This window comes from Flavobacterium sp. LM5 (assembly GCF_002017945.1).
Taxonomy (GTDB): domain Bacteria; phylum Bacteroidota; class Bacteroidia; order Flavobacteriales; family Flavobacteriaceae; genus Flavobacterium; species Flavobacterium succinicans.
The window spans coordinates 1,937,753-1,962,669 of the sequence record NZ_MUFX01000001.1 but is presented as its reverse complement, the minus strand read 5'-3'; the positions used below and the strand labels follow the sequence as shown (position 1 = coordinate 1,962,669).

Annotated in this window: 21 protein-coding genes and 1 pseudogene; 14 read left to right on the top strand and 8 right to left on the bottom strand. The window is 33.7% G+C overall.

The window, feature by feature from the left end:
• Positions 1-29: 29 nt before the first annotated feature.
• Complete coding sequence (corA, locus tag BXU11_RS08375) at positions 30-1,100, bottom strand: magnesium/cobalt transporter CorA (protein WP_078211972.1); 1,071 nt, start codon at positions 1,098-1,100, stop codon at positions 30-32.
• Between the two features lie 324 nt (positions 1,101-1,424).
• Here corA and BXU11_RS08370 point away from each other — a divergent pair, with 324 nt between their 5' ends.
• The gene (locus tag BXU11_RS08370) at positions 1,425-3,980 is read left to right on the top strand and encodes a zinc-dependent metalloprotease (RefSeq protein ID WP_078212169.1); all 2,556 of its coding nucleotides are present in this window, start codon (positions 1,425-1,427) and stop codon (positions 3,978-3,980) included.
• A 365-nt stretch (positions 3,981-4,345) separates the two neighbouring features.
• On the opposite strand, the gene BXU11_RS08365 is transcribed toward BXU11_RS08370, so the two are convergent.
• Both BXU11_RS08365 and dnaK read right to left on the bottom strand, forming a co-directional pair.
• A complete protein-coding gene (locus BXU11_RS08365; RefSeq protein ID WP_139363461.1) occupies positions 4,346-4,876 on the bottom strand; it encodes a DUF6252 family protein in 531 nt (176 codons plus the stop codon).
• Between the two features lie 158 nt (positions 4,877-5,034).
• On the bottom strand, positions 5,035-6,918 hold the full coding sequence (gene dnaK, locus BXU11_RS08360) for a molecular chaperone DnaK (RefSeq protein WP_024982607.1): 1,884 nt from the start codon (positions 6,916-6,918) through the stop codon (positions 5,035-5,037).
• A 748-nt stretch (positions 6,919-7,666) separates the two neighbouring features.
• Here dnaK and BXU11_RS08355 point away from each other — a divergent pair.
• The 11 genes from BXU11_RS08355 (at position 7,667) to BXU11_RS08305 (ending at position 16,389) form a co-directional block, all read left to right on the top strand.
• A complete protein-coding gene (locus BXU11_RS08355) occupies positions 7,667-8,377 on the top strand; it encodes a hypothetical protein (RefSeq protein WP_078211968.1) in 711 nt (236 codons plus the stop codon).
• 179 nt (positions 8,378-8,556) lie between these two features.
• Positions 8,557-9,162 carry a hypothetical protein gene (locus tag BXU11_RS08350; RefSeq protein WP_024982609.1) on the top strand — a complete coding sequence of 202 codons (606 nt, stop codon included), beginning with the start codon at positions 8,557-8,559 and terminating at the stop codon, positions 9,160-9,162.
• Between the two features lie 147 nt (positions 9,163-9,309).
• On the top strand, positions 9,310-9,738 hold the full coding sequence (locus BXU11_RS08345) for a DUF5713 family protein (RefSeq protein WP_223253700.1): 429 nt from the start codon (positions 9,310-9,312) through the stop codon (positions 9,736-9,738).
• Positions 9,739-9,963: 225 nt separating this feature from the next.
• Positions 9,964-10,386, top strand: a complete 423-nt coding sequence (locus BXU11_RS08340; RefSeq protein WP_139363460.1) for a hypothetical protein — start codon at positions 9,964-9,966, stop codon at positions 10,384-10,386.
• 303 nt (positions 10,387-10,689) lie between these two features.
• The gene (locus BXU11_RS08335) at positions 10,690-11,244 is read left to right on the top strand and encodes a hypothetical protein (RefSeq protein ID WP_078211964.1); all 555 of its coding nucleotides are present in this window, start codon (positions 10,690-10,692) and stop codon (positions 11,242-11,244) included.
• Positions 11,245-11,693: 449 nt separating this feature from the next.
• Positions 11,694-12,299 carry a transposase gene (locus BXU11_RS08330; RefSeq protein WP_078211962.1) on the top strand — a complete coding sequence of 202 codons (606 nt, stop codon included), beginning with the start codon at positions 11,694-11,696 and terminating at the stop codon, positions 12,297-12,299.
• Positions 12,300-12,570: 271 nt separating this feature from the next.
• Positions 12,571-13,164 carry an EndoU domain-containing protein gene (locus BXU11_RS08325; protein ID WP_078211961.1) on the top strand — a complete coding sequence of 198 codons (594 nt, stop codon included), beginning with the start codon at positions 12,571-12,573 and terminating at the stop codon, positions 13,162-13,164.
• Positions 13,165-13,166: 2 nt separating this feature from the next.
• Positions 13,167-13,670, top strand: coding sequence for a hypothetical protein (locus BXU11_RS08320; RefSeq protein WP_078211960.1), 504 nt, complete (start codon positions 13,167-13,169; stop codon positions 13,668-13,670).
• Between the two features lie 13 nt (positions 13,671-13,683).
• Positions 13,684-14,052, top strand: coding sequence for a hypothetical protein (locus BXU11_RS08315; RefSeq protein WP_078211958.1), 369 nt, complete (start codon positions 13,684-13,686; stop codon positions 14,050-14,052).
• 858 nt (positions 14,053-14,910) lie between these two features.
• Positions 14,911-15,612 (top strand): hypothetical protein, encoded by a 702-nt coding sequence (locus BXU11_RS08310; RefSeq protein ID WP_078211956.1) that lies wholly within the window; start codon positions 14,911-14,913, stop codon positions 15,610-15,612.
• 405 nt (positions 15,613-16,017) lie between these two features.
• Complete coding sequence (locus BXU11_RS08305; protein ID WP_223253699.1) at positions 16,018-16,389, top strand: hypothetical protein; 372 nt, start codon at positions 16,018-16,020, stop codon at positions 16,387-16,389.
• Between the two features lie 232 nt (positions 16,390-16,621).
• On the opposite strand, the gene BXU11_RS08300 is transcribed toward BXU11_RS08305, so the two are convergent.
• Complete coding sequence (locus tag BXU11_RS08300; RefSeq protein ID WP_078211954.1) at positions 16,622-17,176, bottom strand: transposase; 555 nt, start codon at positions 17,174-17,176, stop codon at positions 16,622-16,624.
• 288 nt (positions 17,177-17,464) lie between these two features.
• On the opposite strand from BXU11_RS08300, the gene BXU11_RS08295 reads away from it, so the two are divergent.
• Positions 17,465-17,764: a hypothetical protein gene (locus BXU11_RS08295; protein WP_078211952.1), complete on the top strand. Its 300-nt coding sequence runs from the start codon at positions 17,465-17,467 to the stop codon at positions 17,762-17,764.
• 229 nt (positions 17,765-17,993) lie between these two features.
• On the opposite strand, the pseudogene BXU11_RS08290 reads toward BXU11_RS08295, so the two are convergent.
• Positions 17,994-18,547 (bottom strand): annotated as a pseudogene (locus BXU11_RS08290) (transposase).
• A gap of 214 nt (positions 18,548-18,761) precedes the next feature.
• Here BXU11_RS08290 and BXU11_RS08285 point away from each other — a divergent pair.
• Positions 18,762-19,226 (top strand): hypothetical protein, encoded by a 465-nt coding sequence (locus BXU11_RS08285; RefSeq protein ID WP_078211950.1) that lies wholly within the window; start codon positions 18,762-18,764, stop codon positions 19,224-19,226.
• Positions 19,227-19,503: 277 nt separating this feature from the next.
• Here the strand turns inward: BXU11_RS08285 and BXU11_RS08280 are convergent, their stop codons facing one another.
• The 3 genes from BXU11_RS08280 to tilS all read right to left on the bottom strand — a co-directional run bounded on the left by BXU11_RS08280 (position 19,504) and on the right by tilS (position 24,779).
• The gene (locus BXU11_RS08280; RefSeq protein WP_078211948.1) at positions 19,504-21,351 is read right to left on the bottom strand and encodes a CocE/NonD family hydrolase; all 1,848 of its coding nucleotides are present in this window, start codon (positions 21,349-21,351) and stop codon (positions 19,504-19,506) included.
• An 83-nt stretch (positions 21,352-21,434) separates the two neighbouring features.
• The gene (locus tag BXU11_RS08275) at positions 21,435-23,471 is read right to left on the bottom strand and encodes a protein-disulfide reductase DsbD (protein ID WP_078211946.1); all 2,037 of its coding nucleotides are present in this window, start codon (positions 23,469-23,471) and stop codon (positions 21,435-21,437) included.
• Positions 23,472-24,779, bottom strand: a complete 1,308-nt coding sequence (gene tilS, locus BXU11_RS08270) for a tRNA lysidine(34) synthetase TilS (protein ID WP_078211944.1) — start codon at positions 24,777-24,779, stop codon at positions 23,472-23,474. It lies immediately after the preceding gene.
• Between the last annotated feature and the right edge of the window lie 138 nt (positions 24,780-24,917).

The window sequence follows — 24,917 nt, the reverse complement described above, 5'->3', positions numbered from 1 at the left end:
TTATTTTTTATTTAAATTATTTGTGTTGATTAAAACCATTGCTTTTTTTTAAAATACAAAACCATTCCAATTACTAATAACAGCATCAATACCAATACATAGTAATAACCATTCTGATAGCCTAATTCGGGCATGTTTTCAAAATTCATACCGTATATTCCAACTATAAATGTGAGAGGAATAAAAATTGCAGAAATTATAGTCAATGTTTTCATAATTTCATTCATTTTATGAGATTGCGTGGTGAAGAAAAAATTGGAAGCACTCTCTAATAATCCCATATCAGCATCAATCTGTTCAAGTAGCTCTAACGTTTTTTGATGTAAACGGGAAAAAAACACGAAACTATCGGGTTGAATGACATTAAACATAGATTCCTCTTTTATGCTTTTAATATCAAATAGGGAGTCTCTTAGTGGGATGATCGCTCGCTTTAAAAAATTAAAATTATCACGATGTTTTTCAATTCTTTCTAAAATAAGTGGACTGGCATTCGTTTTAGAAAGTACGATAAGCTCCTCTAATTTTTCCTCTTCATTTTCGATGGTGATGTAAAAGTTTTCCATGACAGCATCCAATAAAACGTACAAAAGATAATCTACTTTTTTATTTTTTAAATTAAAGGAGTTGTGTCGTATCCTTTCACGAATATGTGCAAAGAAATCAGAACGCTTTTCCTGAAAAGAAATCAAAACACCTTCTTGTAGTAAAAAGCTAATTTGTTCTACTGAAATATTATCCGATTGATCAGTAGGTAAAATTGATTTGATATTAAAGAATAACTGCTCGTTAGTTTCCTCCAGCTTCGTTCGTCTAGAAGTGTTTAGTATATCCGACAAAACGTAATGGTCAATGGTAAAAAAATGTCCAATTTCTTTTATCAGTTCTAAATTATTCAAACCATGTAAATTCAACCAATTATTTTTGGAAGTATTCATCGTTTTTTTCAAATCATTTACCTGAAAATCAATGTGCTCTGAATAACCAACCGCATCGTATACAAAAAGCTGTATCTCGGATTCATTATTTTTATAAATCCCTGTATACTCCAAATTATTGGGTTGAATTCGTCGTCCTTTTCGGTATTTAATTTTTCTCATCCAATAAAATAAAATAGTAATATTACGAAAAACAAATGAATAATTGATTGATTATGAGAATTTTAAAAATTCATCACCCTCCAAAGGGCATGAAAATTATAACTACACAAAAATAACTAAAAAAAGGCAGAGGATTTATGAGAAAAATCAGGTTTAAGTATATTTTATGATTCCCTTGAACGATGGTTAAATATTTAAATTTATACCAACATATTACATTCATTACTGATTATTTTTCATATGTTTGAAATGCATTATACAATATTCAAACTAGAATTATCAAAAATTCACTATTATTCTCTTATCGCTAAAAATTCAATAAATATGTTAAAAACCAAAAGCTTACTATTATGTGTTGCTATGTTATTATGCTGTAGCGAAATATCCTTAGCTCAAAACAAGAAAAAGAAAGAGGCCGAAAAAAAACTCACTACGGCTCTTGACAAAAAGGAGTCTGAAAAAAAAGGACCTAAACCGTATAACAAAGTAGTCGACTCCACGGCAGTTACTCAAAAAGGACTTTTCAATATTCACAAAACAAGCGACAACAAGTTTTTGTTTGAAATCAACGATACGCTTATTGGAAAAGAAATCATGACGATCACCCGTTATTCTAAAACTCCAGCTGGTGGAGGTGTTTTTGGAGGTGAAGAAGTAAATCGTCAAGTCATCAAATGGGAAAAAGGTTTGAATAACAACCTTTTGTTACGCTCTATTACACACGTAATTACTTCACCAGATGAAGACAAACCTATTGCTCAAGCAGTAAAAAATTCATCAGCAGACCCAATTATTGGTAACTATGAAATTTTAGCCTTCAAAAAAGAAGGAAAAGAAACTACAGGTTATGTAATTGATGTAACGCCAACATTTGAATCGGATTTACAAACTTTCTCTTTGGACCCTATCAAAAAACAATTACTCAATATTCAAGGGTTTCAAAAAGACCGCTCTTTTATTCAAAAAATGAGCAGTTACCCAATTAATGTTGAAATCAAAACCGTAAAAACGTACGCTACTACTGCACCACAGTTATCGTTGAATCCAACACCTAGAATTGGAACCAATTTACCTGCTGGTTTGGATGCAGGAGTGGTGACTATTGAATTGAATACTTCGATGTTGTTGTTACCAAAAGTACCTATGCGCAAAAGAACTTTCGATGCTCGTGTAGGTTTCTTTGCCAACCAAATTGATGTTTTTGAAGAAGAATCTCAAAAATCGGATACCGAAATTTTTGCTGTTCGCTGGAAATTAGAACCTAAAAACGCCGATGATGCTGCCAAACAAAAAAGAGGCGAATTGATCGAACCGAAAAAACCAATCGTGTACTATATCGACCCTGCTACTCCAATCAAATGGAGAAAATTCATCAAACAAGGAATTGACGACTGGCAAGAAGCTTTTGAAAATGCTGGTTGGAAAAACGCTATTCGTGGTGAATATTGGCCAGAGAATGACCCAACAATGAGCTTAGAAGATGCGCGTTTCTCAGTATTGCGTTATTTCGCTGCCGATATCCAAAATGCCTATGGGCCAAACGTACACGACCCAAGAACAGGCGAAATCTTAGAAAGCCATATCGGATGGTACCACAACATTATGAGTTTGTTGAGAAACTGGTATTTAATCCAAACAGCTGCTGTTGATCCGGCGGCAAGAAAAAAACAATTTGATGACAACCTAATGGGCGAATTGATTCGTTTTGTTTCTTCTCACGAAGTAGGACATACTTTAGGTTTACGTCACAATATGGGAGCAAGTACCGCTACTCCAGTAGAAAAACTTAGAGATGCTGCTTTCCAAGAAAAGAATGGTCACACTTCTTCTATTATGGATTATGCGCGTTTCAACTACGTAGCACAGCCAGAAGACGGCGTAAAACACTTATTCCCAAGAATTGGTGATTATGACAAATGGGCTATCAAATGGGGGTATTCGTATTTTGCTGACGCCAAAGATGAAAAAGCAGAAAAAGCCATCTTAAATGAGATGACCAAAGAAGCCTACAAAAACCGTCGTTTGTGGTTTGGAACAGAGGCTAGTCCTTATGACCCAAGATACCAAACAGAAGACATTGGTGACAATGCTATGAAAGCTTCTGCATACGGAATCAAAAACTTAAAACGCATTTTGCCCAACTTAATCATTTGGAGTGCCGAAAAAGGAGAAAGCTATTCAGAATTAGAAGAAATGTACAATGCTTTGACAGGACAATTCAGACGCTATATGGGACACGTGACCAAAAACGTAGGTGGTATTTATGACACACCAAAAACCTATGACATGTCTGGCAACCAATTTGAAGTTGTTCCAAAAAGCATCCAAAAAGAAGCGGTTACCTTCTTGAACACTCAATTATTTGCTACACCAAAATGGTTACTAGATGCTAACGTTTTATCTAAAATTAGTCCAGAAAGTGGTGTAGAAGCCATCAAAGCAATGCAAGACGGAACACTTTCTAACTTATTGGCTGGAGACAGAATGGTGCGTTTGATGGAAAGCGCAAGTAGTAGTCCTGAAAACTATTCTGTAGATGAATTAATGACCGACTTGAAAAAAGGAATCTTCTCAGAATTAGCTGGTGGTGCCAAAATAGACATTTACCGCAGAAACATCCAAAAACTGTATGTAGATAAAGTAATTGCTATGCTAAAACCAGGTAATGCAGTAGTACGTTCTAACAGTGTAGGTGCGGCTTACGGTATGAATTCAAGAACCGTAAATTTAGCCCAAACCGATTTGCCTTCTATCGCTAGAGGACAATTGGTAGGATTGAAAAATGAAATGAAAGTGGCTGCAGCGAGAATGGATCGTTTGAGTAAATTCCACTTATTGGATTTGGTAGCTCGAATCGACAGTGCTTTGAATCCAAAATAACAAGTACCATTTTAGTTGAATATCAAAAGGTCTCGTTTTATAGCGAGACCTTTTTTGTAGAATATCAAATAGTTAAATCCTGTAGGTTTGTATTTTGAATTCTGATGCCTACAAAGTCAAAAAAAAGACCTTACAGAAAAACCATAAAATAGTCCATTTTGTCAGTTCGAGCGCAGTCGAGAACCCTCGATATATCTCGATTACGCTCGATATGACAAAAAACGAAAAGACTATATTGAAATAAAGGTTGTATTACTTTTCCTTTTTCTACATAATCAAAAGCAATCATTTGCATCAAAATCTGAATCTAGGGCACAAAAAAAACCGAGCCATTACTGACTCGGTTCTCATTGCCAAAAAGTAGATTACTTTTCCGTTATCACTTTGTAGCTTAGATTGGTAAAAACCCCTTCCGTTACATTTACCAATTCAGGAGTTATAATTTCTGTCTGTAAGATACCTACTTTCTCATTTTGAAAACTAAAGGTACCTGAGATTGTTTTTTTATCCGCATCCATAGCCGTAATGGTTAATTGACCACTAACTGGAGAATGCTCGGTAAACGTACTATTCCCTATCAGATACGTATTTAAAAATAACGCATCATCATTATCAAACGAATAAGTACGAACAGGCATTCCTTTGGTAGTTAACTCGCTTAAAAAGGCTAATGACAGCATTTGTTTACCATCTTGAGCACTGATATCAAATCGCTGCTCTCCAATAGAATTTACTTGCATCAAAGAAACATTAACAATCTTTGCCCCTTTCCAACGCGTTCCGTTAATCGTTGCCGTTATGGTTCCCGATGTAGTATCATCTGAAGAGTCTTCAGCACTACAGCCTACAAAAAACAAGGTCATAATGACCAAACCCATTCCAATATATTTTTTCATTTCTAATAAATTTACTTTAACAAATAAAAGATTATTATTTTGAAAAAACAAAATGAATTATAGGAAATAACCTGCTAATATATAAAAAATGAAACAAAAAAAACCGAGCCATTTCTGACTCGGTTTTATCTCAATACTTAGTACAAAGTACTTAATACTTACTTAACTTCTTCGAAGTCAACGTCTTCAACATTATCTCCCTGTGCTTGAGCTTGTGGCTCAGCAGCAGCTTGACCTTGTTCACCTTGAGCATACATCGCTTCAGTTGCTTTTTTCCAAGCAGCGTTGATGTTATCCAAAGCAGTTTGAATAGCTGGAATGTCTTGAGATTGGTGCGCCATTCTCAATTCAGTTAAAGCGTACTCTACAGCCACTTTGTTATCGTCAGATAATTTATCTCCAAGTTCTTTCAATTGAGACTCAGTTTGGAAGATCATTCCATCTGCTTCGTTCAATTTCTCAGCTCTTTCTCTAGCGATTTTATCTGATTCAGCGTTAGCTTCAGCATCTTTTTTCATTTTCTCGATTTCTTCAGCTGTTAATCCAGAAGAAGCTTCGATACGAATGTCATGAGATTTACCAGTTCCTTTGTCAGTAGCCGATACTTTGATAATACCATTGGCATCAATATCAAAAGTAACTTCAATTTGAGGAACACCTCTTGGTGCTGGTGGAATTCCATCTAAGTGGAAACGACCGATTGTTTTGTTATCAGCAGCCATTGCTCTTGCTCCTTGCAAAACGTGGATTTCAACAGTTGGTTGAGAATCAGCAGCAGTAGAGAATACTTGTGATTTTTTAGTTGGAATAGTTGTGTTAGATTCGATCAAAGTAGTCATTACACCACCCATAGTTTCGATACCTAAAGATAAAGGAGTAACGTCTAATAACAATACATCTTTTACATCTCCAGACAATACACCACCTTGAATAGCAGCTCCAATCGCTACTACTTCATCAGGATTAACTCCTTTAGAAGCTTTTTTACCAAAGAATTTCTCCACTTCATCAGCAATTCTTGGCATACGAGTAGAACCACCTACTAAGATTACTTCGTCAATGTCAGAAGTAGACAAACCTGCATCTTTCAATGCTTGTGCTACTGGAGCCATAGAACGTTTTACTAAACTATCAGACAATTTTTCGAATTGTGCTCTAGTTAGTTTTTTTACTAAGTGTTTTGGTCCTGAAGCTGTAGCTGTAACGTATGGCAAGTTGATTTCAGTTTCTGCAGAAGAAGACAATTCAATTTTTGCTTTCTCAGCAGCTTCTTTGATACGTTGTAATGACATTGGGTCTAAACGTAAATCAATACCTTCTTCAGATTTGAATTCGTCAGCTAACCAGTCAATGATTACTTGGTCAAAATCATCACCACCTAAGTGTGTATCACCATTAGTAGACAATACTTCGAAAACTCCGTCTCCTAATTCCAAAACAGAGATATCAAAAGTACCTCCACCTAAATCGTAAACAGCAATTTTTTGATCTGTTCCTTTTTTATCCAATCCGTAAGCCAAAGCCGCAGCAGTTGGTTCGTTGATGATACGCATAACTTTCAAACCAGCGATTTCACCAGCCTCTTTTGTAGCCTGACGTTGTGCATCGTTAAAGTAAGCAGGAACAGTAATAACTGCTTCAGTTACTGTTTGACCTAAATAGTCTTCAGCAGTTTTTTTCATTTTTTGAAGTGTCATAGCTGACAATTCTTGAGCAGTGTACAAACGACCGTCAATATCCACACGTGGTGTATTGTTGTCCCCTTTTACAACTGTGTAAGGAACTCTTTTTGCTTCTTCTGTAGTTTCAGCAAAAGTGTGTCCCATAAAACGTTTGATAGAAGCAATAGTCTTAGTTGGATTAGTTACTGCTTGTCTTTTTGCAGGATCACCCACTTTAATTTCTCCACCTTCTACAAAAGCGATGATAGATGGCGTTGTTCTTTTTCCCTCTGCGTTAGGAATAACAACTGCTTCATTACCTTCCATTACAGAAACACAAGAGTTGGTCGTGCCTAAATCAATTCCGATTATTTTACCCATTTTTACTATATTTAATTTTAATTGTATACTCGTTTTAACAACTCGAGGTCGGTAAGTCAAGGACTGTGCCAAGCCGATGTCAGTCTATAAATTGTCAGTTTGCCCCAAAAATGGCGGAAAAAAATATGACAAGATGACATTTTCAAAAAGCAAAAAGCAAAAAGCAAAAAGCAAAAAGCAAAAAGCAAAAAGCAAAATCCCAAAAACGTCACCCTGAGCGCAGTCGAAGGGCAAATCCTAATTCTTAAATTTCAAATTCAAAATTCAAAATTCAAAAAACATCACCCTGAGTGCAGTCGAAGGGCATATTCCTCCATTACACAACTATTTAGGAGCTTAATCCTGCTGTCCGCTATATCTGTGGATCTGAACCCCAGAGCCACAGGATGCCGCTCCCATCAGGGCTAGAAACGTTATGCGAAGAAATTCCAATTATAAATTACAAATCCCTTTTTTTTTGCAGTTACTACTCCCCTCTTGAAATCGAAGATTCAACGACTCCGAAATAAATAGCAAAAAGGAGTTATAGGGGTCGGGGTGTGTGTTTTTTAACAACTACCATAAACTCCAAACCATAAACCAATAGCAACAAAGCCTAAACAAGCAAAAGATTTGTAATGAAAATTGTATATATTTGAAAAACAATAAAACGAGATAAAACTGCGATTATCCAGCCAATTTTGGGCGTATAGTCGCTATTACATAGCGTTTATATACAAATTAGTGGCAAGGCTAAAAAAAGAGAACGTTGAAAGCAAAAATATATTCAAATAAACTATTTATAGGAACAACCGACTTACAAATCGGAGACGAAAATATGGGTTGCATATTTGGAGAATTTGTTCCAACCGAAAATTATTTTAAATACATACAAAAATCTGTTTGGAAATTTTGGAAAACAAATAAACCTGATTATAAAAAATGGAGTTCTTTACGATTTAATGTACAATTAGAGAATGGCTATTTTCTTTATCCAATTGGTGGTTATACGTTTGATGATAATCCGGATTTCCCTACCGAACCAAAGCGAATTGATATTGCGGGAATTGACAGAGATGTATTAGATTTTTTTTCTCTACAAAATTCTTCCAACCTTTTTATTGAAGAGCCTTGGGAAAAGATTACAATAAATCAAAAAATTGGTTTTGAAGAAGAATTAAGTAAAGAAATCGGTTTGGAAGAAAAATCTATATTTGATTTTTTAAAACCTAAACAAGAAAAACATAAACTTTCCGATTTTAAATTTTCTGCACTTTATAAATATAAATCTGATGATGATGTTTTATTTGAAGTTAGAAATCAAAACTTTGAAAAGCAGTTTACTGTTATTCATTTGACCTGGAATGGTAAAAAGGAAATTGATGGATTTCCAGGAACTGATTTTTTTAAAGACTTTAATGAATTTAAAAATTTAAGAATGATTCCAGACAAAAATGAATGGGAAGAAATGGAAAGCTGAAAAAGCCCAACCACTAAAAGCTACAACGGATTTGGGCAATTGGCTTAATGGGAAAATGGTTTTGTATTTGGCAGTTTAGTGACAACCGAAAAATAAATCTTAATTTAGTTCCCAAACCCGCTGTAGTACCATAACATTAGTGGCTTGTTAACCTAAGAAACGTAAAAAAAAAGAAAATTATGAAAAAGATACTTTTTATTGCAACACTATTTTTATCAATTAATAGTTTCGGGCAAAAACCGACGGGAAAAGCTCAAGGATTACGAATTACAAATCAAGAAATTGCTTCTAAAAATGATACAATTATTAACGTTGTATACAAAAACGAAATTGAAAACAACAAAAAACCTGCTTATTTCGTAAATGGAAAGCTGATTAATGAAAGTATTTTAAGAAGTCTAAATCCGAATGAAATTGAAACAGTAAATGTAGAAAAGGAAAATATTGAAATAGAAAATATAAAATATTACGGAAAACTTTATATTGTAACTAAACCAACATATAAGCCTAAATTCATTTCATTAAACAATTTGAAATTGAAATATACAAACCTAAAAGACAATTCAACAATTTTTCAAATTGACAATGAAATAATTTACGCTAACTATGAAAGCTATATAGTTGATGAAAATTATATTTTAAAAATAATTGTTGAGAAGTTTGAAAACAAGAAAGAAAAACTAAATGTAAATTTTATTCGTTTGATTACTAAATCCGAAGAAAACATTAAAAAGTCGAAAGAAATATTAATTCGCGGAAATAACAATTTTGCTTCAAATAAGTAACCAGCCACTACAACGGATTTAGGCATTTGGCTTAATTGAAAGATGGTTTTGTATTTGGCAGTTTAGCGATAACCGAAAAATAAATCTTAATTTAGTTCTCAAACCCGCTGTAATAAACGAACGTCAATCAGCACTAACTTTATAAAAATGAAAGCATATTTTATTGCAATAATTTCTTTGATTTTATTTTCTTGCAATGGTCAGCAAGCGACAAATCAAAATACAATTATCAAGCAAGAAAATCTAAAAAACGATAAATTGAAGAATTATGCTTATCTAAAAGATATGTATACTGATTCCTATTTTCCAAAATTTCTCGTTGACAAAGTAAAAATAATCCTTATTGAGCTATGTATTGATATTGAAAAAACAGCGCCTAAAAATCTTGACGAACTTTATAAATTAACACATACAGCGACAAAAAAAATAAATGATTTACAAAACGAATTCTCTGAGCAAAACAGCGAAATAGAAACTGGTGCTAGAGAATCAATTGCGACAGACTTTGACTTCATTGCTAAAGCTTATGGATTCAATGCTGATTCAGAAGAACTGATAGCCCCAAGAGAATGGTAGAAAACTAGTAATTACGACTTCAATGGATTAAAGCAATTACCTTTTTATATTACAACTTTGAATCAGTTATAACTTCACTTCACCGAAAGTAGCACCATTTCTCCCATGCGCAATACAACCAAAATCTTTGACTTCAAACACCAAATAGGCTTTCTGTTTGTTTGCTTGGTTTTATTTTCAAGTTGTAAAAAAGAGTTACCGCAAACCATCGAAAATCCAAAGTTTGTGAGAACATGGTATGACACTGTTCAAGGAATGCCTTTCAGAGCAAAATTAAACATCAAAGAAAACAACACCTTCGAATATTCAAGTCGTTCGTGTCAGGATGGTTCCAAAAGCAACGGAATATGGAAAATTGAAAAGGACACTATCATTTTAAATAGCACAAAACCCACAGGATGTTTGTTTCAACATCGATTTGGAATTTCTTGCATTGCATATAATGATACAACTTATTTTGAAAACAATAAGACAATTAAAAATTGTGAACCAAATGGTCGTGAAGCTACTTATGAGATTTTTGAGAATGAAAAATTTATCCTAAGAAATGACACGCTGATTCATACCAACAAAGTAAAAGACAATTGCCCTAACATTAGAATTGCCTTTTCAACAAGAGAGAAAGTCAGACGCAGCAGCGCGAAATAAAAACATTTGACAACATCATTCCCTAAACAGTACTATTCTAAAAAGATATTGTTATTTTTTTTATGTTATGAAAACCTACGCGCCTCGCTTAGCCCCGATGGCAGTGGTATCCTTACTGGGCGGGGTTCGCACAGTAAGATATAACGAACAGCGGGACGACTGGTGTTGTAAGCAAGGATGTGGTGCTCCTAAAAAAAATATTAATCAACGAATAGCAAGTATACCCAATAACCTGTAACTTATATGCTTTTTTTACTACTAATGTATTAGGATTTTAACTAACAAAAACTAAATAGCAAAACCATGCCTCAACTATCCTTTTTCAAGCAACGATTGTATGTTACACTTGTAGTCACAGTAGCCATTTGGATTTTATTACTTTGGGATTTTTATCATGGTGGGGTACCTAGTCATCATATTTTGCAAAATAAAGATTTACCCAAATTTTCTAATTGGTGGGGCGGTCTTTTGCTTCCTTTGTTAACTTGGTTCTTGCTCTACCGATCACAAGTACGAATAGAGAAAGAATCAACGAGCAAAGTTTTTCCAACCCGTTTTGTTACTCATTTTGTAGGCGCTTTGTTTTTCGGAATTGTTCTTTCGGTGTTTTTTTTACTTGGCAATCAAGATGTCCCTTTTTATATGCTTGTGGGCTTGTTGGTCTTTGCTTTTTTCTTTCCCATTTATCGAGCAGAATGTTTGTTGGGTTTTGTACTAGGCATGACATACACTTTTGGAGGTGTACTCCCAATTATAATAGGAACCGTTTTGGTATTGATAACTGGGGCAATCTATTTATTACTGCTACCTATACTCCGTTTTATATGGTCTAGAGTCATTAAACTGTTCAACTCCTAAGCGCTGCTTGAATATCCTCTATTTAGCGAGATCTTAAAACGTATTATCAAGCTATCCCGCGGATATACTTCGTCAATTCGCTATCGTTCGGATACAATCCCAATGTCATTAAGTTATGAGATTTTAGATTGTAGATTAACGATTCTTGCTTTTAGATTTTAGCACAAGTGATTAAAAAAAAATATTTTTAAACGTTTTGACCATCAGCAATCAAAAATCGTTGATCAAAATCAGTAACCAGCTGCGCCCCGCTCCGCAAAGTCTCATGACTTTTACGTTTTTTAAAGAGTTCTTAAAAACCGTAAACGTGTCAAAGTCTCCCTACTTTTAAAGTAAATGTCTTTAGCATGATATGCGTTTCAAATCATCATAAAAAACGACAAAGTAACCGTTGAGGTATTTTGTAGTTTTTTATGATGATTTGAATTATAGGTAAAATTACGTTCAAAATGATTCAAAATAACACAACTAACAAAGAAGGCTTCGTTATAAGAGATCAAACTTTGCCACATTTTCTAACAGCAACTGTTGTAGATTGGATCGATATTTTTACACGAAAAACATATAGAGATACGGTTATCGAGTGTTTAGATTATTGTATTGAGCACAAAGGAATGGTTCTTTACGGCTATGTTATCATGAGCAATCATATTCATTTAATAGTTCAATCCAGTGACGGTAAACTTTCAGATTTAATACGTGATTTCAAAAAGTTCATAGCAACCAAAATCTTAGAAAAAATACAAATCGAACCTGAGAGCCGAAGACAATGGATGCTAGAACGTTTTAAATTGGCAACCGAAAGCCATTCAAGAAACAAAAACTATCAGTTCTGGCAATATGGCAACCATCCAGAAGAAATCTACACTAACAAGTTTATGTGGTCAAAGTTAGATTATATTCATCTAAATCCTGTACGTGCAGGAATTGTTGAAAAAGCATCACAATACATTTACTCAAGTGCTAGTAATTATGTTAACGATACAGGGCTGCTCAAAATAGATAAAGCTGACAGTCCCATTGTTGATGTCTTGAATCCTAAACTCTTTTACTAAATACAATTTGTATTAATTTTATTGTGCATTTTTAAAATTCCTGAAAGACTCTTTCATCATATTCACGGAAAAAGTCGGGAGACTTTTACTAGATTTACTGCTTTAATTGAAGATTTAAAAAAAGTGCGAAGTCAGGAGACTTCGCAGAGCTGGTGGAGTAGTTGCTCCATTACAAGAAATTTCTGGCTCAAATGCTGGACAAGTTTATGCAGGTAATCAACATCAATATGAATTCATTGAAAATGTACGTGGTGAAGATTGGAAAAAATATTTGAAGATCAGTGATGAAAAAGGTACATTGTTAATTAGTGAATTAGATTTTTCTAAATTTGATATACCTGAGGCTTTAAAACACATTAAATTTAGGGATTTATCTAATTCTACATTAATGGAAATTAAAGGTTTACATGATGCCACAGAATTTTATAAACTAAGGGTGGCTAAAGCAATTGATAATTTAGATTTTAATTTTCCTATTGGTAAAACATTAGATGAAGTAGAAGATATAGTAATTTTAAAACAGTCAGCACACTCAAAAGTTCCCGGAGTAACAATTATAGAATATAGAGTTCCTACAACTGATGGTAAGTATACTGTTAAAATTGATGGAAAAGATGTCAATAAAGGTTTCACTACTGGAGCAACTAAAGGTGAATCTTCTATAAAAAATTACGTCAAGACAATTTATGATCCTAAAATTTGGACAGATTCAAAATTAGAAAAAGCGCTAAAGGAAGCTTTACTGGATTGTAATAACAAGGGAAATATGATTGAAGACAAGCTTACTTCAGGAATTACTAAAGATGGTTATGAAATAGAATTTATTATCAGAGATCAGAAAGTTAAAACGTTTTACTTTAAATAATCATGGAATACGTAATAAGCCATAGAAAAGATAATAAGGGATCATTTTATCGATTAGATATCGATTTCAAACCCGAAAACCTAATTTTATCAGGGTTTCTTTCACAAATTAAAGTAATTGATTATCCTGATTTTATTAATGATGTCATTAATTCAAATAGTACAGGATATGAATATTTAAGCTTGCGGATGTATACTGATATTGATTGTGATGATCAATCTTGGATAAAAAATGTGATTGGTAGAGAATTACAGATTGGTGAAATTTTTTTACACCATGAATTTACTGGTGATACTATAATTCAACAAGTTATCTTTGACAAAATATTATACGATTTCTCTCTTGTAGTTTTAGATACATATAGATACAATGAAAATGTAAACATTGATTACTTTAAGTATTATATAAGAGACAAAAAAATATCTCAGAATAATCGTTCCTGGTCAGAAGCTATGAAGTATTCATTATCAAAACTTTCAGAAAAAATTAGTTTACATAATAATTAAATATATCAAGACCATGATTAAAAACTGGAAAAAATTCAATGAAAGTGGAATTAACATACCAATAGATATATTAAATTCGCATCTACCTAATTTTGATAAAATTGAAAAAAATAAGAAAGAAGAATTCTTAAAAGGAAAAAAGCAAGGAATTTATTGGGAATATAATGGTGAAAAAATAAGTATATCTGATGAAAATGGAAGTGTTGAAGGTTTTCCTATTTCAACTTTGCAATATGTTGTAGCTATATTTCAAAATAGTAAAATATATCCACATCCAGATAATGCTATAATATTTAATTTAGACGGAACTGTTAACAAAATTCTTAAGGTACCAAAATTCAAGTCTGAATTAATTTTGGAACAAATAGAAAAAAAAAAATGAATCAAATCCTCCTATCGAAAGCTTTTTAAAAGGTAAAAGATTATGTTATAATCATTATAAAAGATTCATTAATGATCAAGGTTTTGAATTAGATATACTAGATATAGATTATGAGTTAGAATATACAGAATCCCAAATTTTAGATCCTTATACATTAGAATTAACTGATTTTTTAAACACTCGTTTCGATAGATTCTATTATTGGAATAAAAAATATCATTCTTGAAACATATTATAAAAGGCTAACGCAAGCCCCGCTCGTGAACACAAAGAACTTCTTTGTCATCATAACCCCGATCGCGCGGATATATCTCTTCGTACGATAGCGCAACCCGATAGCGCGGAATTGCATTCCGTGCCCATAATCAAAGTCAAATAATACAAGTAAAAACAAAAAAAAAACCGATAGCGCAGATATGTCACTCGCACGATAGCGCGGATTTGTAATCCGTGCCCACACAGTGCATCAACAATCAAAATAAATTCAACATTACGACCTCTAAATCATTTTCTAAGCCCGCATAATTTCTAGCAGAACTAAAATAATAATCCTCTGGTGAGCTAACTACTTTCTCTTTTACAGGATTGTTGCTTCATTTTTTGTTGACATTTTTTTATTTAAAATACAATAAAAGCAACAAAACAAACAAAAACATAACTTGTATTTCTTTGTTTTCGTGTAGATTTGCTTTGCTGGCATGGATTATGTTTGCGGCTCATCGTTGTGGGCACGGATTGCAAATCCGCGCTATCGGGGAGATAAAGTCAGAATATATAGATCCGACATTTATAAGTCAATAAGTAACGGAGATGGGAAGAGTATAACAGAAACAATTAAAATCTTTAAATAAATTTAATATGAATATAGAATATATAACTAAAAAATTTGAAGGAATTTCACCTGAGGGTTTTAATGTTGTTATATCAAAAGAGAATTATATAAGTCTTGAAAAGATTAACAACACTATTTTAAATAAAATATATTGTGGAAACTTAAACGCTTTTTTTTTAACAAATATTTCATCAAGCATTATTTTTTTTGAAATAGAAAACATTCTGAATAATAAATACGAATTAGGACAAAATAATCCAACTATTGATATTCTTGGAAACAAATTTCCTTTTAAGCATGATTATCAAGAAATTTTGAGTCAATTACCTATAAGTTTAGATACTGAAGCTGGCATAGATAAAGCGTGTCAACTTATACAAGAGTATATAGAACAAGAGGCTATTCCCTTTTTTAACTATTGGCAGGATATTCGCGATTTTTTACCATTTTTAGAAACAAAAGATAATGGTTTTATTGCAGATTTATTTTCGGGGGATGGTTTTTATAAAAAAGTGATTATATGGAAACTGTGCTCACATCCGTGTTATTATAATTTAATTGAAGAAATGTTAGGGATATTTAAGCTGGAACTAGAAGAGACTCCAAATGACAAATTATTAAAAAAAGATTATGACAAATATCTAAAAATCATAAAAACATTAGAAAAGACAAAACCATTGTATGAATGGGATGAAAAATATTTAATACAAAAACCTTATATAAAATAGAATTATAAAAAAAAACCCGATGTTCAAAAGTTTATTTCTCAACTTACTGATGATAAAGCAGGAGCAACACTTAGCAAATTTCTAGATGATTGTGATAGTGACTTTGTAGCATTACTAAATGCAGATAGTCGATATGCTGAAGCAATTGTCGGTCATAAAAATAAATTTACAAGAGCAGATTATGAAAATTTTCCTGATGAAATCGCAGAATTAATAACCTCATCTGCCTCTAAAGAAAAATTAGAAAATTGGATAAACAGAAGCTCTAAACTCTCTAATTTTGGGGAAGTTGTTGCAACAGGTAATCGTTTAAGTAAAAACATAACAGATGCAATAAAACTTAAATCTGGGAAATTATTTGAAGATTTAGCTCATAGCCTTGACATGACACCTGAAAATCTTAAATTGTACGATATATTAACCGAAGTGCCACTAGGAACTACAGGAGGTTTTATGAAGGCAGACATTTTGTTAATTAAGAAAAATGCACTTGGAAAAATTGAAGACACCATTATAATTGAAAATAAACTTTCTCAAGGTACTGCTTTAACAAAAAGACAAAAAGAAGGGTTTGGAGCTATTATTAACGGACAAACTAGTATGAAAATAAAATATGACATAAAGTTGAATGATAACGATGTTGCCAATTATTTTAATAAAGATTTTAATTTAACTGTAAGTAATAATAGAATTTTTAAAATCTCAGACGCTGGAACTGATAAAATAGGAAATGTTACTATAAATAAAATAACTCCCGATAGCGCGGATATGACCTGATCGCGCGGATCTATCTCTACGCACGATAGTGCCCGATGGCTCGGATATTAAGAACATTCTCGATACTGATAGCGCGGAATTGCATCCCAATCACGCGGATCTATCTCTACGCACGATAGCGCGGATTTGCACACGAACAAAGTGAACTGACGAAGTAACCTGATCGCGCGGATCTATCTCTACGCACGATAGCGCGGATTTGCAATCCGTGCCCACACAGTTAATCAACAATCTAAAACAAATCTAACATTACGACATCTAATTCATTTTCTAAACCCGCATAATTTCTAGCAGAACTAAAATAATAATCCTCTGGTGAGCTAACTACTTTCTCTTTTACAGGATTGTTGTGGATATAATTCACTTTTTGTTTTATGAACCAATTGGTTTCTATTATTTCAGCGTGATAGCCATCTTGCCATACTTTATAGCTTTGATTTCTCTTAAGATGCGCACACGCTTTTTCAAAATAAGCCAAAAGCCACTCCCTGCGACTCTCTGGTTCTTCTATTATTGTTTGAATAATTTTCTTGGAGGTGAATTTTTTAAAATCACGCATAACATCAGATAAAATAAAACCATTCGTGGCTTTGCACATTAAATGGATATGACTGTGCATAATGCAATACGCATAAATCTCAAGTCCTTTTTTCTCCTGACAATATTGCAAAGCATTAATAATATTATACTTTTGATTGAGTCGTGTAAATATATCAACCCAACCTACTGTTGTTATGGTTATAAAATATGCCTGATCTGTTGTTGTTGCTTTATACTTTGTTGACATTTTTTTTATTTAAAAATACAATAAAAGCTACAAAATGAAGAAAAAAAATAACTTGTATTTCTTTGTTTTCGTGTAGATTTGCTTTGTAGGCTAATCGTTGTGGGCACGGATTGCAAATCCGCGCTATCGGGGTTTTATAAAAAATTCAGAAGTTAATCCAAATGATTAACTAACTATTAAGTCTTTGAACAAACAAAATTTAAACAAAGTGAAGATGCAATTTTGAGTTAAGTTCTTTGAAATCTTAAGCGCTTATTTTAAGTTGTATCAATTTAAAAATTTATAATTATGATAGAATATCAGATAGAAATTTTAAAGAGATTAAAGAAAGAGAATGTTATTAACTATAATGAGATAATAAAAATTACTGATGCTTTTCAAATAGCTTCAGGTCAAGGATTGGCAATTGGAAAAACAAAGGGTATGTTAGATTTTCTAATAAAATGTGGAGAAATAATAGTTAAAAAAGATGAAAAAATAAAAATAGTTTTAAAAACAAAGTATGATCTAGCAAAGCTTTATTTGTCAATTGACTCGTATATAACGATTGAAAAAGATGTAATTTTTAATAGTTATTTTTCTAGATAGCCCGCTCCGCATTCTATGATAAAAACAAGTAAAAATTGTTAAATTTAAGATGCAAATTTATAGGTATTTATATATGAGGTTTCCCAGCTGTTCGAAGTGTTCTTTTGAAATGCTGCTATCGTCTCCGACTTCGCTCCTTTATAAATCCCCGATCGCGCGGATATATCTCTACGTACGATCACCCGATCGCGCGGATTTAAAATCCGTGCCCACACAGTGCATAAACAATCTAAAATAAATCCAACATTACGACCTCTAAATCATTTTCTAAGCCCGCATAATTTCTAGCAGAACTAAAATAGTAATCCTCTGGAGAGCTAACTACTTTCTCTTTTACAGGATTGTTGTGGATATAATTCACTTTTTGTTTTATGAACCAATTGGTTTCTATTATTTCAGCGTGATAGCCATCTTGCCATACTTTATAGCTTTGATTTCTCTTAAGATGCGCACACGCATTTTCAAAATAAGCCAAGAGCCACTCCCTGCGACTCTCTGGTTCTTCTATTATTGTTTGAATAATTTTCTTGGAGGTGAATTTTTTAAAATCACGCATAACATCAGATAAAATAAAACCATTCGTGGCTTTGCACATTAAATGGATATGACTGTGCATAATGCAATACGCATAAATCTCAAGTCCTTTTTCTCCTGACAATATTGCAAAGCATTAATAATATTATACTTTTGGTTGAGTCGAGTAAAAATATCAACCCAACCTACTGTTGTTATGGTTATAAAATATGCCTGATCTGTTGTTGTTGCTTTATACTTTGTTGACATTTTTTTTATTTAAAAATACAATAAAAGCTATAAAATGAAGAAAAAAAATAGCTTGTATTTCTTTGTTTTCGTGTAGATTTGCTTTGTAGGCTAATCGTTGTGGGCACGGATTGCAAATCCGCGCTATCGGGTAGTACTGCTGATGGTGTTAAGATAGAAATGTACCTTGATGGTAGTAATAATATTTCAACTGCCTACATAATTCCATAGTGTTATGAATAATAAAGATTTTGAAAAGCAAATTCTGGAAGAACGTTCGTTTTATGAAAACTTTGATGAACAAACCTTTGGGAAATATTATTACTTGTTAGGGCATTCAATTACTACATTTAAAACTATTGCTCAGTGGGAAAATGAAATTTTACCATATTTAGACTCGCTAAGAAACAGAACAGGAAAAATCACTGATTGGAATTCTTTTCCATGGCGTGGTACAATCTGTTTCAGACATGATCATGTAATGGTACTTGATGAATCCATTGAACAAATTGGCAGGCGTCTACCAGGATTAAAAAAAGACAATGGAGAAAATATTCTAAACGAAGATGGGGATTGGCTCTTAGATACTTTATTCATTGAAAATAATTATACTGAATATGTAAAAATTTCCTTAGAAAAATATATCACTTATTGTAGCCAATGGATAGATATGTTACAAAGAAAAAGCCCTCAGATTTGAGGTCCCGATCACGCGGATCTATCTCTACGCACGATAGCTCGGATTTGCACACAAACGAAGTGAACTGACGAAGTAATCCGTGCCCACACAGTGCATCAACAATCTAAAATAAATCCAACATTACGACCTCTAAATCATTTTCTAAGCCCGCATAATTTCTAGCAGAACTAAAATTGGATATTCAAATAAAAAAACCGCAAAAGCTACCTCATAGGAAACTCTTGCGGTTTTTGTTTACGATTAATCTCTTTTTAAGTATTTGGAATTTGCTTTGAAATTATTTCAAAACAGTAAATTCAATAGCTGAGTCTGAATACACACGATGGGTTTGTTTTTTGAAATCCTCTGGCTTGGCATAAAAAATGTTCGACACAAAAGTTTGAGGATTCAAATCAATCAAAGGAAACCAAGTACTTTGCACTTGAATTTGAATTTTATGCCCTTTTTTGAAGGTATGAAAAACATCTTGCAATTTTACATTTACCGGAGTTTTCTCGTTAGCAACAAAAGGTTCTGGATTTACAAAACTATTACGAAAACGACCTCTCATCACCTCACTGCGCACCATCATATGATAATTGCTCATTTTTAAATACGGCTGCACTTCTTTTGTTTCTGGTTCGTCATTTGGAAAAACATCCACAACTTTAACTATCCAATCCGCATCAGTTCCAGTGGTGGCTACTTGCAATTTAGCTAAAATATCTCCGACCAAAGTAACATCTTCTGCTAAAACATCGGTTTCAAAAACCAAAACATCAGGTCTCCTAGCCGCAAATCGTTGGTCATCGGTCATATATTTTCTTGGCGTCAACCCTTGCTGTTTGATATCTTCAGAATGTGGCACAGGTTTCTTTGGGTCGCTGACAAATTCCTCAAAAGAGACTGCTCCAGCATTTTCAGTCAATTTTTGTTGCGGTTGCAAATAAAACTGTTGCTTCTCTGTGTTTTTTGGAGGCCAAGTATCGTAGGTTTTCCATTCTTTTCTTCCTGTATCAAAAACATAAGCTTCGGGTAATTTGTTTTCCCCTTTTCCATTATTTTTCAAGAAATGACGGAAAAAATTAGCTTCAATATTCTTTTGATAAAAACCAGAAATACTGTCACCAAAATTAATATTTCCAATGATTTGCTTTTCTGAATTTCTAGCCCAATCGCCGTGGCTCCAAGGCCCCATAACAATAGTATTGTAATTTTTACTGTTTTTTTCTATGGTTGAATACGTATTCAATGGACCGTACAAATCTTCGGCATCAAACCATCCGCCTACTGTCATTACAGCAGGTTTAATGTTTTTTAAATGCTGTAACAAACCTCTCTTTTGCCAAAACTCGTCATAGCTTGAATGCTCTTTTAGTTGTTGCCAAAATTCATTAGACGAATCGTAGTATTTGTCCAAATTCACTAACGGTCCAGCATTCAAAAAGAATTGATAATCGTCATTGGTACCTACATTGGGGAATTTAAACCAAGCTTCTGTAGTTGGCTTTGTTTTTTGAGGACCAAAAAGTGGCGTCACCTTCCAATAGCTCAACATATAAGCTCCATTATGATGGAAGTCATCAAAAAAGAAATCGGCTATACAGGCTTGAGGAGAAACAGCTTTTAAGGCAGGATGTCCACTCAACAAAGAATAAGAAGCATAAAATCCGGGATACGAAATGCCCCAAGTCCCCACATTTCCGTTGTTATTGGGTACATTTTTCACCAACCAATCAATAGTATCATAAGTGTCTGAGGCTTCATCTACCTCGGTTTTTGCTTTTTTATTTGGTATATAACCTCTCATATTATCATATAAACCATCGCTCATGTAACGTCCTCTAACATCTTGATACACCACAATGTAACCTTCTTTCATCATTGTTTCGTTGGGAGCAATGCTTCTTTTAAACTGGTCTGGTCCGTAAGGTGCGCAATTGTAGGGAGTACGCTGCATTACAATCGGATACTTTTTAGAAGTATCTTTTGGAGAATAAATGGAGGTGAATAGCGTCAAGCCATCACGCATTTTGATGCTTACTTCTTGTTTGGTATAGTTTTCGGCAACGTAATTACTCTTTTTGTCTTGTCCCAAAAGCGAAACAGCTACTAACAAGAATAGAGATACAAACAGTTTTTTCATGTGGTTATTTATTTTGATAGTTGGTAAAAATAAGAAATCCCATCCGTTTTCACAGATGGGATTAAAAAAATATATTTTATAAACTAAAACTTAGCAATTCCTGCTTCCAACCAAGCTTGATATTCTTTTACACCAACATAACTAATGGTTGGCTTGGCAGTATTTAAATTATTTCCTTCTAAATCCGTCAACACATACAAAGGTTGCGTGTTGGTTTTGTATTTTGAAATCATAAAATCCGTCCATTTATCACCAATAGTTTCAATCTCTTCGCCTGTGGTTTTAGAAATAAATTGATCCTTTTTAGGTAACTCACGTTTATCATCGACATACAATGAAATGACTACTACTTTATCTTTAAGAATCGATAGTACTTTTGGATCCGACCACACGTTGTTTTCCATTTTTCGGCAATTTACGCAAGCAAAACCAGTAAAATCAAGCATAATAGGCTTATTGACTTCTTTGGCATACGCCAATCCACTTTCGTAATCATCAAAAACTACTATACCATGAGGACCATTTTTGGCGCCTTCAGGAAGTACAGCTATACTAGTTAATTTTGCGCTTCCTCCTACTCCGTTGGGACTTTCACTATATTCCATTGGAGGTGGAAAAGCACTAATCAATTTCAAAGGTGCTCCCCAAAGTCCTGGAATCAGGTAGAAGGTGAAAATTAAAGTCAATAACCCCATATACAAACGTCCTACAGAAATAGACGCTATCGGACTATCATGCGGCAAAGTAATTTTTCCAAACAAGTACAACGACAAAGTTCCGAATATAGCAATCCAAATGGCAATGAACACTTCACGCTCTAAAATGTGAAGCTGCAATACCAAATCAGCATTGGATAAAAATTTGAAAGCCAAAGCCAACTCTAAAAAGCCTAAAAATACTTTAACGGTATTCAACCATCCACCTGATTTGGGTAACGAATTCAACCAACCCGGAAACATGGCAAACAACATAAAAGGCAAAGCCAAAGCTGATGAAAACCCTAGCATTCCAATAACAGGAGCAATACCACCCTTTGAAGCGGCTTCTACCAATAACGTGCCAACGATTGGCCCCGTGCATGAAAACGACACTATAGCCAAGGCTAAAGCCATAAACAAAATACCTATGATTCCACCACGATCCGCTTGACTGTCTACTTTGTTGGCCCAAGAATTAGGTAACATAATCTCGAAGGCGCCTAAAAATGAAGACGCAAAAACCAATAATAAAACAAAGAAAATCAAATTAAACCATACATTGGTAGATAAGGCGTTTAAAGCATCGGCACCAAAAATACCTGTGACTAATAATCCCAAAACCACATAGATTACAATAATGGAGATCCCGTAAATAATGGCATTTCGTATACCGGTGGCTTTATTTTTACTTTGCTTGGTAAAAAAACTAACGGTCATTGGAATCATTGGAAACACACATGGTGTTAATAATGCCGCAAAACCTGATAAAAAGGCAATGAAGAAAATGGCCCATAACCCATGTTCGGTCGCTGGAGTCTCGTCAGGAACATTTTCAGTACTTGAAGTAGCAACAGCAGGGCTAGTTACTGCTGTCGTATCAACAACTGTGGATGCAACACTCAATGAATTAGTGCTATCTACAGCGCTGTCAGCCGTGATTCCTGTGGCTGTGGTCGCCTCTGCTCCTTCACTATTAGCAGGAAGGGCAATGCTAAATTTCTTTTCAAGATTAATACAAACCTCTTTACAAGCTTGGTAATTAATCACTATTTCGATCGTTTTTACTCCTTTATTAGTAACCGAAATTTCTTGAGTAATTTGAGCTTTCTTCTCAAAAAAAGTTTCATTTACTTCAAAAATATCATTGTAGGCGGTTCTTGTTTTTCCTTCTTTGGCTTTGCCTACCAAATTATAGTTTCCTTTTTGATTGGTAAAAGAAATTTCTAAAGGTAGTGGCCCACCATCAGGCGTAAATTGAGAATACACATGCCATTCATTTTCGATGATGGCATTCAGCGAAATCAAAAAGGTGTTTTCGGATTTTTTTTCAATTTTCGTCGTCCATTTTACAGGATCTAAAATTTGTGCATGGGTAAAACTAAAAAGCAATAAGCTAATTCCTAAAATAAGGTACTTTTTCATCTATATTAATTCAATTTTTAAAATGGTATTGTTATTATCTTCAACTTTAAATCGTTCGTCAGGCCGCATTCCGATTATCCAAACAATGGCATCATTGGAACACAAAAGCCAGGTATTTTCTTTTTCTAAAAGTGAGCTTTTTTCATCTTTAAAAAACTTACTCACTTTTTTCTTTTTTCCCTTCATTCCCAAAGGATAAAAATAATCGCCTTCTTTCCATTTTCGGATTACCAAAGGATAAACTAACTTTGACGCTTGGACAAATATAGCATTAGAATCTGTCTTTGAAATGTCTGTTACTTTACAAAACTCGAGTTTTAAGGGAATCTTAACTTTATCTTGATTTTTTTCGATGAAATATATCCCCTTTTCAGGTTCTTGTATTGGACTCAAAATAAAAAAATCGCGGTCTTTGAGTAATCTGTAGTTTGCTGAAAAAACTTGTTTCCCTGATTGACTATCGACCAAATTGTAAATATCATCCCAAGCCGAAAAACCATATTCTTTAAGCCATTGGTACAAATAAGAAGTATAATTAGGCAAGCGCAATACTTGCTTTACATCAAAATAAATGGCGTCATCTTCTTCTCTTGCTACTTGCTGATACACCATACTAGCCGCATCTGAAACCAATTCTTGTGCCTGTTGCAAATACTCCTGAGTCATTCCAAAAGCCTTTAAAAAATCAGGATTTAGTTCTTTGAGCATTGGAACTAAATGATGGCGAATTTGGTTGCGTAAATATTTATCCGAAGCATTGCTACTGTCTTCGCGCCACTGTAAATTATTAACTTTGGCATATTCCTCAATTGTTGTTCTAGAAAAAGGCAATAATGGTCGAATTACCGCCTCGTTTTGCGCAGGTATACCCGACAATCCGTCTAAACCTGTGCCTCTTGAGAGGTTAATCAAAAAAGTTTCCAAATTATCATCGGCGTGATGGGCGGTTAAAACAAAGTCGAATTGATGCAATTCTAGTTGTTCATAGAACCAATCATAACGCAGTTCTCTTGCTGCAACTTGTGTCGAAAGTTTATAATCATTGGCAAATGCCTGAGTATCGAATTGAGTGCAATAAAAGGGAATTTGATGTTGAAGAGCATAATTTTGCACAAAATTCTGGTCTTCAAAACTTTCAATACCACGGAGTTGAAAATTACAATGCGCGATGGCAATGGTGTAAGGCAATTGTTGCAATAAATGCAAAAGTACCATACTATCTACACCACCACTTACGGCTAACAATAATTTTTTGTTTTCGAGAAATGGAAATTGCGTTTGTAGATGTTGGTAAAAGAGGTTTTGCATGCTCAAATTTACATTTTTTTAATTAGAGGCCTTTTTTGTTTCCAAATATAGACAATTGTTAGTCTTTAGCCCAGATAGGAGCGGCATCCTTTTTTTATTTTACTCTGTCAGGGTTTTGAACCCTGACAGAGTAAAATA